Raw genomic sequence first — 12,813 nt, 5'->3', positions numbered from 1 at the left:
TATTCATGAGATATACCCCCACACTAAAATTGAGCACTCGCTTAGTCGCCTTTGTCACCGTGAGTGTCATCAGTGCGATGTTCATTCTTTTTATCGGCGGGACACTTTCTTTTAAGCGTATCGGGCAAGAATATTTAGACCATTATTTGGTGGGTATTGTCGACGTTGTTGATAAAGAGATGGAAGATCCTGACGCCGCGTATTCAATGCAGCGTTGGATGCCTAAGATGTTGCAGGCATCCAACATTGTTGAGATGAAACTCTCGAACAAAACCGGCATTGTGTATCGCTTCAAAGATACCTCTCCTCAGATTGATCCTAATCGACTTTATGAAAAAAGCTTTGTCCTTGAGCGCAATGAAGGTTATCGAATCGAGTTTAAGGCGCTTCCTCCTTATATAGGCTATAGCTATTCGCTTGAAGCCATGTGGTCAATTACTCTAGCGGTTGCTCTCATTATTTTCTGCTTAGCTCGTGGCGTTCGATGGCTCAAAGAGCAGTTGATGGGGTCAGAAATGCTAGAGGAACGAGGAAGAATGCTTCTTGCTGGGCAAGTTGAAGCTCATGCTAAAGGGGATGAGCGGGAATGGCCCTATACGGCAAGTGAAGCGCTTGATGTGTTAATTGAAGAGCTACAAGATGCTCGTCAAGAAAGAAGCCGGTTTGATACCTTTATTCGCACCCATACCTTCTTAGATAAGCTGACAGGTACAGCCAATCGCGTTCTATTTGATAACAAGCTCGAATCGGCATTGCATGAAAGTGGTGCTCGGGGCGGCGTTTTACTGATACGTATTGATGAATGGGGTCAGGTTCGTGATGTGAACGACAAGCAAATCACCGATGGCTTTATTATTGAAGTCGGTGAAGTATTGTCGAATATTGTTCAGCGTTACCCCGATGTTATTTTCTCTCGTTATTATGAAGCGGACTTCGCTGTATTTATCCCACATCAGGGAGCAAAAGATATTGCGACGTTGGCGGCTCAATGCTTAAGGCAGTTAGATAAGTTAACCCCGCCGGAACCTCTGGAATCGGATAACTGGTGCCATATTGGTGTGACCATGTACACGGAAGGTGAGCGCCATAGCCAGATCATGGATGAAACGGAAACCGCGCTAAAAAGTGCTCAGTTAGAGCGCATCAATAACTGGAGCCGCTACCCTAAATCAAATAAAAATGAGCTTGATCGCGGCAGTGTTCGTTGGAGAACATTACTCGATAAAGCTTTGCTCCCAGAAAATTTAGTAATCTTTGCTCAGCGATGTTACCTTATGCCGGAATCTGGTCAAGCTAATGAATTACATAGAGAAATATTCACTAGAATTCAGGACCCTGAAAAGGGTTTATTGAAATCATCTCGCTTTATGCCAGCTGTCGAGCAAGTCGGTTATCAAGCTCAAATGGATCAATCGGTTCTGAAGGTGATGTTGAAGTTGGTGAAAGAATCCACTCAACCTATACATTATTCGATTAATTTGAATGTGACTCCATTTGCTAATAAGCAGCACTTTAAATGGTTTAGAAGTGAGTTGTTACAGCTCTCTGCCTTGCATCGCTCTCTGCTTGCATTCGAATTTCCTGAAGGGCATTTGATTGCTCATTTAGATTATATGAGACCGGTGGCAAAGATGTTGTCGGGGTTAGGGTGTACAGTGATTGTTGGTCAAGCAGGGCGAACCATTGTTAGCACTCACTATATAAAAGATTTAAAGGTCAATTATATTAAGCTTCATCGAAGTCTTATTAAGAAAATAGACCAAAGACATGAGAATCAACTGTTTGTTCGCAGCTTGATTGGGGCGTGTGGTGATTCACCAACTCAAGTGATTGCTGTTGGGGTCGAGACAAAACAAGAAAAGAACACTTTGATAGAGTTAGGCATCAATGGTTATCAAGGTCGATATTTTGAAGAAGAGCAACAAATCATTCCTTTGCCTCATCAAGGCGAAAAGGCAGTAAAAACCGAATCCGTAGTAAAAGTCGGTCGAAGAAATCGATGGCGTAAGAGTAGTAATTAAGCATGAATTTCAAAGCGATTTTAGACAAGGTAAGGCCAACGAGTAATAAAGGCAGTGCTCAAGTTGTTATGTTGGCCAATGATGCCATTTACATTTCACCGACAGAGCAATCCCCTCAAATTACTCGTATCTCATTGGTTAATGGGGATTGGGAAAGCGCGCTGAAACAGTTTCTCAATAGTGAGGCGTTTACTAGTGGCAGCCTTCAGCTGATCGTATGTGCCAATTATTACCAAACCTACCAAATAGATAAGCCTGATATTCCAGAGAACGAATGGTCGGTTGCGCTGCCATTCTTATTGAAAGATCTTGTTTCTGAGCGAGTGACGGATATTACCGCGAGCGCGGTGGCATTACCGACCTCGAACAAACTGCAAGTTTATGTTTTACCTAAGAAGCTATTAGATAAGCTCCTTATTGTGACCAATTCGGTACAGGTTGAGCTCAAAGGTATTGCCCCTGAAGATGAAATCTGGGGGTACAGTGCGGGTGAGCTCTCTAACTTTATTCTTCTTCAACGTAGTCAGAACGCACACTTTAAGTTAGGTGCTTTTGTTGAGCATACGGTTTGTTTTCAAAGAACGATTCGGAGTGTAGTTCCACCATTAACTGGAGTGGCTTCAAGTGCCTTACAGCTTGATGGTTTAGCATTAGAGTTACAGCGTTCAATTGATTACCTTTCCTCTCAAATTAAAGGCACTCAACTTCACCAGCTCAAAATCTGCTGTGATGAAGAGGATGAAGCCGAACTGCAAAGCGTCCTAAACGACACGTTAAGTTCGAGTGTTTCTTTGTTAGTAGACAAGGATCGTGAAAATTCAGAAAGCTTGCTGGTTCAACTTGCGGCAGAGAAAAATGATTTTAACGTTAACCTTTACCCTGAACATCTAAAGCCCCAAAAAGAGTATTTTACTCTCGCGAATGTTGTCGCGAGTTGGGCGATCATCTGTGTGCTGCTTCTCGGTAGTTATTTTGTGATGCAATATCAAGTCTCCAATCTGGACGCAGAATTAACCACTTTGCAACATGACTCCAAACAGCTTAACAAGCAAGTTAACCAGTTGAATAGTCAACTAACTCGACATAAACCTTCACCAGAGAAAGTGGCTGCCGTTGCGCGTCTCAAACGTGAGACACAAGCAAAGAAAGAAGCGTTGAAGGCGGTAGGGCAATACGACGAATCACAGCAAGTCGGGTATTCTGGCGTCATGAATGCCTTAGCTAAATTAGGGCGAAATGATATCTCACTTTCGAACATCTATATGACTCACGATACCTTAGATTTGAGTGGCTTTGCACGTAACGCAAATGTTGTTCCAAACTGGATTGGCCAATTTCAAAGCGAACTGAATTTGGTTGGACGAACGTTCGAAAAATTAAAAATCGGTCGCAATGATCAAGATGTGGTGACTTTTGAATTGAGTACTCGTAGGGAGAGCAAATAGTGCAACAGTGGAATCAGCTTAGCGATAAGTTTCTTGCATTAAGTCAAAGAGAAAAATGGCTGCTTTTCGTATGTGGTTTTGTTGGTCTATCTATGTTGCTTTTTACGCTGTTGGTTGAACCTGCGTATCTCGATTTACAAGCTAAAAAAGCTAAGTCGATGAGCTTGACTCAGTCAAACCAAAGACAACAGGGTGAGCTGCTGGTGATTCAAGCCAAGCTGAACAAAGACCCGGATAAAGAGATTAATCTTGAGTACAAAAAACTGCTGGTGGAGAGCCAAGACCTTTCTGTTCAGTTATCAGAAATCATTGATGGGCTGATCTCGCCGTCTCAAATGTCACAGTTGTTAGAAAGTGTGCTTAACGCTGGCAGTGGATTAAAGCTTGAATCTTTAGAGTCATTAAAACCAGAACCGATTTCGAATAATAAAGAAACCAGTGAGTACTCGGGCTACTTTCTTCATCCTGTAAGAATGGAGCTGACGGGGAGCTACTTTAGTATTTCAGCCTACCTTCAAGCGCTTGAATCTCTGCCTGTGAGTTATTACTGGCGTACATTTAAATACTCGGTAGAAGAGTACCCAAATGCTCGACTTGTGTTTGAGGTTTATACGCTAGGTACCAGACAGGAGTTTATCGGTGGTTAGAATTATCCTGTTGTCCCTACTCTTTTGTGGACAAGTAGCATGGGCTGAACAAGATCCCACGGCGCCATTAGGCTGGTTAACGCCACAGCAAGCCGCACCAGCTAAAAAAGCGCCGACTCAGTATCGTCTACCGGCATTAGAGAGCATTGTTTGTAAAGGTGATACACCTTGTTATGCGATTCTAAATGGCCAAATTCTCGCTCAAGGAGAAACGGTCAGAGGGTATCGAGTTAAGAATATCGATCCAGAATACGTCACTCTGCAGAGAAACTCTAAGCAGTGGAAATTAGAGATGTTCTCTTTAGATATTAAGAATAATTAAGGTTTGAGTGAAGACATGCGTAAACTTGTAGTAGCAATTCTAGTGTCATCTTTAGTCGGTTGTTCAATGGGGCATCGTGACCCTGTTGAGATAAAAGAGTCTTTGAACGAATCTATTAATGAAGCCAATAGCAAAGCGCTTCATGAGCTTCCTTCATCGGTTCAAGACGACCTTATGCCACAACTTGATTCAGATTCTATGTCTCCGAGTATGGAAACGGTTAAGCGCTTTCGTATTCAGGCGAATGGTGTCGAAGCGAGAACCTTCTTTGCTAGTTTAGTTAAAGGTACTGAATACAGTGCTGCTATTCATCCAAGCGTGGCTGGGAGCCTTACGTTGAATCTAACCGATGTGACGCTAGATGAAGTGTTGGCTGTTGCTCAAGATATGTATGGCTACGATATTGAGAAGCGTGGCAAAGTGATTCAGGTTTACCCTGCCGGCCTTCGAACGGTAACGATTCCTGTCGATTACTTGCAAGTGAAGCGTTCTGGTCGCTCATTAACGACGATTACCACCGGCACGATCTCTAACTCAGACTCTAACTCTTCAAGCTCTTCAAATTCGAACTCAAACTCATCTAACTCTTCTAATTCGTCCAATTCATCGAATTCGACGTCGAATGGCGGAACAGAGATTGAAACGACATCTGAAAGTGATTTTTGGCCACAGCTTGAAGCTGCAGTTGCTCACCTAATCGGATCTGGTGAAGGACAAAGTGTTGTGGTTACCCCACAAGCCAGTGTCATTACGGTACGCGCTTACCCTGATGAAATTCGTGAAGTTCGAGAGTTTTTAGGTATTTCTCAGAAACGCTTGCAGCGTCAAGTTATCTTAGAAGCCAAGATCATGGAAGTGACCTTGAGTGATGGCTATCAACAGGGGATTAGCTGGTCTAATTTATCGAAATCGATTGGTAGCGGCGGTGTTGTAATTGACCGACCTGGTGGAACATTGCCTCCTTTAGATGCAATCAGCTCTTTGTTAGGCGGACAAACCAACGTAACCATTTCAGATGGCAGTTTTGAAGCAGTTTTGAGCTTTATGGATACTCAAGGTGACTTGAATGTTCTGTCTAGCCCGCGAGTAACAGCGGCGAATAACCAAAAAGCGGTTATCAAAGTGGGTACTGATGAGTATTACGTAACAGATTTATCAAGCTCGGTAGGCAGTGGTGATAACGCCAATGTCGCTCCTGAAGTCGAGCTAACTCCGTTCTTCTCTGGTATCTCTTTGGATGTGACTCCGCAGATAGACGATAAAGGTAGCGTATTCTTACATGTTCACCCTGCCGTTATTGAGGTCGAGGAAGAAGTGAAAGAGCTCAACCTAGGTTCAACAACGGGCTTGGTACAACTTCCTTTGGCGAAAAGCTCTATTCGTGAGTCTGACTCAGTCATTCGCGCAAAAGATGGCGATGTGGTTGTGATTGGTGGTTTGATGAAATCTAACACTAGTGATGTGACGTCTAAAGTCCCATTCCTTGGTGATATCCCAGCACTCGGCCACTTGTTCCGTAATACCAGTCAATTAACTCAAAAAACTGAGCTTGTGATCTTATTGAAACCGACCATTGTGGGTGTCAATACTTGGCAGTCTGAGTTGGAGCGTTCTCGAGACCTTCTACAAGAATGGTTCCCTGATGAAGAGTAGCCACTCATCTTCTCCATGTAGATTGGCAGCGCAGAATTAAGGTAGGTCACCTTATGTATCAAGCTCATTTTGGCTTTGAACAACTGCCGTTTACTTTAACGCCGAATACCGACTTCTTTTATGGTTTGGCGCCTCACTTTGAGGCGATTCAAACGGTTATCTCGGCGTTAGAGATGGGTGAAGGCGTGATAAAGGTTACTGGTGAGGTCGGCACGGGAAAAACGATGGTATGCCGAATGTTGGTGAACCATCTGCAAGACTGTACTGCGCTAATTTACCTTCCCAACCCAATGTTATCTGGTGCTGACTTACGTCAAGCCATCGCTAAAGAACTTGATGTTGTGGTCGAGAGCGAAGCGACCTTAGTCGATAGCATTCAGCATAAGTTGATTGAGTTGCACAGCTCAGGGCTAAGAGTCGTCGCGATACTCGATGAAGCTCAAGCTCTATCGGATGAGGCGCTCGAAACATTAAGGTTGTTCGGTAATTTAGAGACAGAAGATAAGAAATTATTACAAATTGTCTTACTCGGCCAGCCTGAATTGGATACCCGCTTAGAGGCTTATCACCTTAGGCAGTTTCGTCAAAGAATCAGTTTTAGCTCAACTCTAAGGCCGCTTAATCTTGATGAAGCGGTAGCTTATATCGATAACCGAATAACCAAGTCGGGTGGCAATCAAAACCTATTTAGTTTGAATCATAAAAAAGCAATCTGGCGCTCTTCTCTCGGAATTCCAAGGTTGATTAATCAGTTGTGTCACAAAGCCTTATTGCTTTCGTTTAGCGAAGATAAAAAAACGCTTGAAAACCAACACTTATTTGCTGCAATGCACGAAACATACGATGTATGTAAGCCTAAATTTAAAACGCCAATACTGTGGGGTTGGAATTAATTATGAGCGTCATTAATAACGCCTTGTCTGAATTGGCAAAGAAAGAATCAACAACATCGATAGAAGCGGCTGTTGTGCCCAAAGTCAAAACGCGCTCGCCATTGGTTTGGGTTGTGGGTGGCTTTACCTTAAGTTTGGCTATGGGTGGTTGGGCTGTGTCGCAAGCCCCTAAACTTGATAACCCTATTTCTGTAAGGGCCCCACAGGTAGAAGTGTCGCTTGTCGATAGTTCGGGACAAGCTAATCGTGTTGTTACGCCAGCGGTGCCTTTGTCTCCAACTCAAAAACTGGTTGTTGTCGACTCTGAATTGACGTCAGTGACATCTCACTCAAAGGTTGAAAAGTCTCAACCATCTGTAACAACTCAGTCGATAACCACTAAGTCGCCATCGAAAACGACCAGTGTCGCGGAACAGTCACAAAATCTAACAGCACCTAAAGCGGTGAGGGTCGCTCCTCAAGAGCCGATTTATGTGGCAAGCGTATCGAAACAAAAGTCTTCGTCAGTCAATGAGCAGGCGAGTGTAGAAACGTCGTCAGCTTCATCTGTGAATTCAGCTGGCGATGGCATGTTGATCGAGCAGATTGAGCTGACTTCTCAACAGCTATCCGATAATGCAGTAGGCCGAGCTCAGAAAGCTCTCGATGCGAATGATCTTGCTGGTGCTCTAAAAGGTTATACCGAAGCTCTGCGTTATGCCCCGAGAAATGAGGATGTCCGCCAGAAGCTTGCGATTCTCTATTTTGGTAAGGGTGATACTCGTAAAGCCTATGAGCTTTATCAGTCAGGTATAAAGCTGAATACCAATAGTGAAAAGTTACGTCTAGGTTTATCAAAATTGCTCGTCAAAGCGAATCAAGCGGAAGCCGCCTTGAGTCCATTAGTACATTTACCGCCAAATCCGACCAAAGATTATTTAGCAATGCGTGCGGCTTTGAGTCAAAAATCGCAACAAGAAGAGATTGCCTTGGAGAGTTACAAAAAGTTGGTCGAAGTCGATTCAGCCAATGCTCGCTGGTGGCTAGGCCTTGCGATTCAACAAGAGCGTCAGCTTGATTTTAGTGCCGCTAAAGAATCGTACCAAGGCGCTTTAACCCGAGTTGGAATCTCATCTCAATCGCAAAATTTTGTCCGCGACAGATTAAAAATAATCGATGCCTTAGAGGAGAACGACGATGCAAATTAGATTAAGGAAGCGACTTGGTGATTTGCTCGTAGAAGAAGGCATCATTACTGAAGCTCAAGTTGCACAAGCACTGGCCGCTCAGAAAAGTACCGGGCGCAAGCTTGGCGATGCCTTGATTGAACTTGGTTTCTTGTCTGAACAGCAGATGCTGAGCTTTTTGTCTCAACAGCTAGCGATTCCTCTGATTGATTTAAGTCGAGCCAATGTAGATGTAGAAGCGGTTCAACTTTTACCCGAGGTACATGCTCGTCGTCTTCGAGCATTAGTAATTGGTCGTCAAGGCGATACTTTACGTGTTGCAATGAGTGATCCTGCTGATTTGTTTGCTCAGGAATCATTGCTTGGCCAACTAGGCGATTACGCACTTGAATTTGTCGTCGCTCAAGAGAGACAGTTAGTCGATGGTTTTGACCGTTACTATCGTCGTACCAAAGAGATCGCTTCTTTTGCTGAGCAGTTGCATGCCGAGCACCAAGTTAATGATGCCTTTGACTTTGATATCGCAGGTGAAGACAGCGACGAAGTGACGGTTGTTAAACTCATCAACTCTTTGTTTGAGGATGCAATCCAAGTTGGTGCTTCTGATATCCATATTGAGCCCGATTCAAACGTCTTGCGTCTTCGTCAGCGTATTGATGGTGTGCTGCATGAAACGCTATTGAATGAAGTCAACATTGCCTCTGCTTTGGTGCTGCGCTTGAAACTGATGGCAAACTTGGATATTTCTGAGAAGCGTCTACCTCAAGATGGTCGTTTCAATATTCGAGCTAAAGGCCAGTCGGTTGATATTCGTATGTCGACCATGCCGGTACAGCATGGTGAGTCTGTGGTGATGCGTTTGCTTAACCAATCAGCAGGCCTCCGTAAGCTAGAAGCATCGGGTATCCCCAATGATCTTCTTGTTCGTCTTCGCCAACAATTACGCCGTCCTCATGGCATGATCTTGGTTACTGGCCCAACAGGTTCTGGTAAAACAACGACCTTATATGGTGCGTTAAGCGAGTTAAACGAACCGGGTAAAAAAATCATTACCGCGGAAGACCCGGTCGAATATCGTCTTCCTCGCGTGAATCAGGTTCAAGTAAACTCTAAGATCAACCTCGACTTCTCGACTGTCTTGAGAACCTTTCTACGTCAGGATCCCGATATCATTCTTATTGGTGAGATGCGTGATCATGAAACCGTTGAGATTGGCCTAAGGGCAGCCTTAACCGGTCACTTAGTATTAAGTACGCTCCATACCAATGATGCAGTAGATAGTGCACTGCGTATGATGGACATGGGTGCTCCCGGTTATCTCGTGGCAAGTGCTGTGAGAGCGGTTGTCGCACAGCGATTAGTTCGTAAAGTGTGTACTGATTGTAAGGTCGATGACGAACTCGATGAGCCTCGTAAGCAGTGGCTGAGTGTACGTTTCCCAAATCAAGTCGATGTGCCTTTCATGAAGGGACGTGGTTGTCAGAACTGTAATTTGACGGGCTACCGCGGGCGTATTGGTGTTTTTGAAATGCTAGAACTAGAGCAAAACATGATGGATGCGCTCAGAGCCAACGACGCTGTTGGTTTCGCTCAAACGGCTAGACAGTCTGACAATTACAAACCGTTATTGGCTTCTGCTATGGAACTGGCTTTACAAGGTGTTGTGAGCCTTGATGAGATCATGCACCTTGGTGAAGGCGATGCCTCCGGTGCAACCGATCCAATTTATCTGTAAGGGTAGACTAGTATGCCAACGTATCGTTATGTAGGTCGCAGTTCTGATGGCAGTCAAGTGACTGGTCAGCTGGATGCGAATAACGAAGATCTTGCTGCTGAAAGCTTGATGAGCAAGGGGATCATTCCTACTTCTATCAAACTGGGGAAAAGTGGTGGATCAGTGTTAGATATGGATGTATCTAGCCTGTTTTCTCCTAATGTGCCTCTAGAAGTATTAGTTCTATTTTGCCGACAGTTATACAGCCTCACTAAAGCGGGTGTTCCATTATTGAGGTCGATGAAAGGCCTAACCCAAAACTGCGAAAACAAACAGTTGAAAGCGGCTTTAGAAGACGTGGTTGCAGAGTTAACCAATGGTCGTGGATTATCGGCATCGATGCAGATGCACCCAAAAGTATTTAGCCCGCTGTTTGTATCTATGATCGGTGTTGGTGAAAACACCGGTCGTTTAGATCAGGCTTTGCTGCAATTAGCTGGATACTACGAGCAGGAAGTTGAGACTCGTAAGCGAATCAAGACCGCGATGCGTTATCCAACCTTTGTTATCAGCTTTATTTTGATTGCGATGTTCATTCTGAACATCAAGGTTATCCCACAGTTTTCTAGTATGTTCGCGCGCTTTGGTGTCGATTTGCCACTGCCAACTCGTATCCTGATTGGTATGTCGGAGTTCTTTGTAAATTATTGGGGCTTAATGCTCGCGGCTATTTTCGGTCTTATCTTTGCGTTTAAAGCGTGGGTTAAAACAGACAAAGGGCTGGAAAAGTGGGATAGGTTGCGTTTAAAAATGCCGGTTATTGGTGGCGTTGTGAATCGAGCACTGTTGTCGCGCTTCTCACGTACTTTTGCTTTGATGCTAAAAGCGGGTGTGCCACTTAACCAATCATTAGCGTTATCAGCTGAGGCTTTGGACAATCGTTTTCTAGAACTGCGAGTTCAAGCCATGAAATCGGCAATAGAAGCGGGTAGTACGGTTTCATCTACCGCGATCAACAGCGAAATTTTCACACCGCTCGTGATACAAATGATTTCCGTAGGTGAAGAGACAGGTCGCATTGATGAGTTGCTGCTTGAAGTGGCTGATTTTTACGATCGAGAGGTCGATTACGATCTGAAAACTTTAACGGCCAGAATTGAACCGATTTTGCTGACGGTAGTTGCAGGCATGGTGCTGATTTTAGCGCTAGGTATTTTCTTACCTATGTGGGGAATGCTGGATGCAATCAAAGGTTAGGGAATGCTAAATAACCTACAGCGCTCACGTTTTGTTATTTGGAGTGTGGTTATTCTTTTTCTGATTGTAGGCCTACTTTCGGTATCGAAAACGGTAGAAGAAGAAGCGACTAACACGGCGTTTATCGTGGCGAGTAAGCAAATGCTAGAGCGAGCCAATCGTTTTAAGCAGCAGTATTTATTAACGGGTGTTGAGCTAAATGGTATTCCAGAGCAACCAAGGTTATATAGCCGAACGGGTTGGATAATGCCGATCCAAGGCTCAGAACGGGACTGCAATTACTGGCTGGATCAATTGTATCCTCAGAGGAGTATTTTAGGGCTAAGGTCTCCAAGTGTTGAAGATAAAAGTGATAACATACAGTTTCATTGTAGTTATCATTATAGTGATAAGTATCAGATAGATATATTACTCAAAAAAGAAAGATTTAGTGTTAAAGCCAATATTTTGGCTTTGTGAAAATATTGACAGTTTTTTGTATGGTTTTATACGAGCGCGAATGTATAATGCGCGTTAATAATTAGATGAGTAGGTAGAAAATGCTTAAGAATCAAAAGGGTTTCTCCCTTGTCGAATTAGTCATAGTGATTGTAGTCGTTGGTTTATTGGCGGTGGCTGCTTTACCTCGTTTTCTCGATGTGACAGATGAAGCCAAGAAATCAAGCATTGAAGGCGTCGCTGGTGGTTTTGCTACGGCAGTTTTGTCGGCGAGAGCACAGTGGGAAGCAGAAGCGCGACCATCGGAGAAGATTGGTGTTGAAACATACAATACTGTAAATTATGATGGTGTTGATTTTTGGTTAACAAGATCAAAGAACAGTAACAACGAAGATACCGACTTTCGAGACGGCTATCCATGGACTCTGAATAATAATTCTAGCACCGCGCCACAAGACATTTCAGATAAAACATGTTCTGAATTGATGGAAAACTTGCTGCAAAATCCACCTAAAGTAGGTGCGGTTTCGGAAGTCGATAGCGGCTCAAATTACAAATATTCAGCGCAAGCGAATTCAGGTGATGCAACGTGTACTTATGTTCAATTAGAAGGTAGTACCGAGCACGAATTTGTTTACGAAATTAAAACTGGTCGTGTGACCGTAACTTTGCAGTAAGTCTGCGTAAAATTAAACATAGAGAGAGCTTAACTATGAAAAGACAAGGCGGTTTCACCCTAATCGAACTAGTGGTTGTTATTGTTATTCTAGGTATTCTTGCTGTAACTGCGGCACCACGTTTCCTAAACCTGCAAGATGATGCAAAAAATGCAACTCTTGAAGGTCTAGCTGGGGCTATTCAAGGTGCTTCAGGTATTATTTACGGTAAGGCTGCAATCGCAGGTATTGAATCTACTTCAGGTGCAGTTAGCACTGGTTTCGGTACTCAAAGTATTCAGACTGTTTTTGGATATCCTGAAGCATCATCGACAGCAATCTCAGCAATCGTTCAAGGTGTTGGTACTGATGAGGACTTTGAATTTATTAAGACAAGCGGCGCTACATCAGCATTGTTTGGTATTAATGGATACACTACTAACTGTGTTGTATATACCCAAGCAACAGCTGCTAACGTTGAAGCAACAGCAAACATGGTAGAAGACTCAAACTGTGCTCCTTAGCACATCAGTTAAAATTGAGGCCAGCACCTGTGCTGGCCTTTTTTCCATCTGTTACACAAATATCAAAACTATTCATA

The 12,813-nt window shown here is 43.8% G+C and carries 12 protein-coding genes; all 12 read left to right on the top strand.

Going from position 1 to position 12,813, the window contains the following annotated elements; genetic code table 11:
* The first annotated feature begins 5 nt into the window (after positions 1 to 5).
* The 12 genes from csrD to OW495_RS07415 all read left to right on the top strand — a co-directional run bounded on the left by csrD (position 6) and on the right by OW495_RS07415 (position 12,736).
* Entirely contained in the window at positions 6 to 2,021 is a 2,016-nt protein-coding gene (gene csrD, locus OW495_RS07470; protein ID WP_065113111.1) for an RNase E specificity factor CsrD, read from the top strand.
* Positions 2,022 to 2,023: 2 nt separating this feature from the next.
* Entirely contained in the window at positions 2,024 to 3,466 is a 1,443-nt protein-coding gene (locus OW495_RS07465; RefSeq protein WP_102513568.1) for an MSHA biogenesis protein MshI, read from the top strand.
* Positions 3,466 to 4,113, top strand: coding sequence for a type 4a pilus biogenesis protein PilO (gene pilO / locus OW495_RS07460; RefSeq protein ID WP_081276345.1), 648 nt, complete (start codon positions 3,466 to 3,468; stop codon positions 4,111 to 4,113). The genes OW495_RS07465 and pilO overlap by 1 nt, the downstream gene beginning before the upstream one ends.
* Positions 4,106 to 4,435 (top strand): MSHA biogenesis protein MshK, encoded by a 330-nt coding sequence (locus OW495_RS07455; protein ID WP_102513567.1) that lies wholly within the window; start codon positions 4,106 to 4,108, stop codon positions 4,433 to 4,435. Before pilO ends, OW495_RS07455 begins: the two co-directional genes overlap by 8 nt.
* Before the next feature lie 15 nt (positions 4,436 to 4,450).
* Positions 4,451 to 6,088: a pilus (MSHA type) biogenesis protein MshL gene (gene mshL, locus OW495_RS07450; protein WP_102513566.1), complete on the top strand. Its 1,638-nt coding sequence runs from the start codon at positions 4,451 to 4,453 to the stop codon at positions 6,086 to 6,088.
* Positions 6,089 to 6,141: 53 nt separating this feature from the next.
* Entirely contained in the window at positions 6,142 to 6,981 is an 840-nt protein-coding gene (locus OW495_RS07445) for an AAA family ATPase (RefSeq protein WP_076670543.1), read from the top strand.
* A 2-nt stretch (positions 6,982 to 6,983) separates the two neighbouring features.
* Positions 6,984 to 8,168: a tetratricopeptide repeat protein gene (locus OW495_RS07440; RefSeq protein WP_102513565.1), complete on the top strand. Its 1,185-nt coding sequence runs from the start codon at positions 6,984 to 6,986 to the stop codon at positions 8,166 to 8,168.
* Positions 8,158 to 9,882, top strand: coding sequence for a GspE/PulE family protein (locus OW495_RS07435; protein WP_102513564.1), 1,725 nt, complete (start codon positions 8,158 to 8,160; stop codon positions 9,880 to 9,882). Before OW495_RS07440 ends, OW495_RS07435 begins: the two co-directional genes overlap by 11 nt.
* A gap of 12 nt (positions 9,883 to 9,894) precedes the next feature.
* Entirely contained in the window at positions 9,895 to 11,118 is a 1,224-nt protein-coding gene (locus tag OW495_RS07430; protein ID WP_102513563.1) for a type II secretion system F family protein, read from the top strand.
* 3 nt (positions 11,119 to 11,121) lie between these two features.
* Complete coding sequence (locus OW495_RS07425) at positions 11,122 to 11,577, top strand: MSHA biogenesis protein MshF (RefSeq protein WP_102513562.1); 456 nt, start codon at positions 11,122 to 11,124, stop codon at positions 11,575 to 11,577.
* Positions 11,578 to 11,657: 80 nt separating this feature from the next.
* Positions 11,658 to 12,233: a prepilin-type N-terminal cleavage/methylation domain-containing protein gene (locus tag OW495_RS07420; protein WP_065105534.1), complete on the top strand. Its 576-nt coding sequence runs from the start codon at positions 11,658 to 11,660 to the stop codon at positions 12,231 to 12,233.
* A 35-nt stretch (positions 12,234 to 12,268) separates the two neighbouring features.
* A complete protein-coding gene (locus OW495_RS07415) occupies positions 12,269 to 12,736 on the top strand; it encodes a type II secretion system protein (protein ID WP_076670559.1) in 468 nt (155 codons plus the stop codon).
* Positions 12,737 to 12,813 lie beyond the last annotated feature (77 nt).

Origin of the sequence: Vibrio sp. 14N.309.X.WAT.E.F5 (assembly GCF_030397615.1) — a bacterium.
GTDB classification, from domain to species: domain Bacteria; phylum Pseudomonadota; class Gammaproteobacteria; order Enterobacterales; family Vibrionaceae; genus Vibrio; species Vibrio lentus.
The sequence above is the reverse complement of the archived record's forward strand: the minus strand, read 5'-3'. Positions and strand labels throughout refer to the sequence as shown.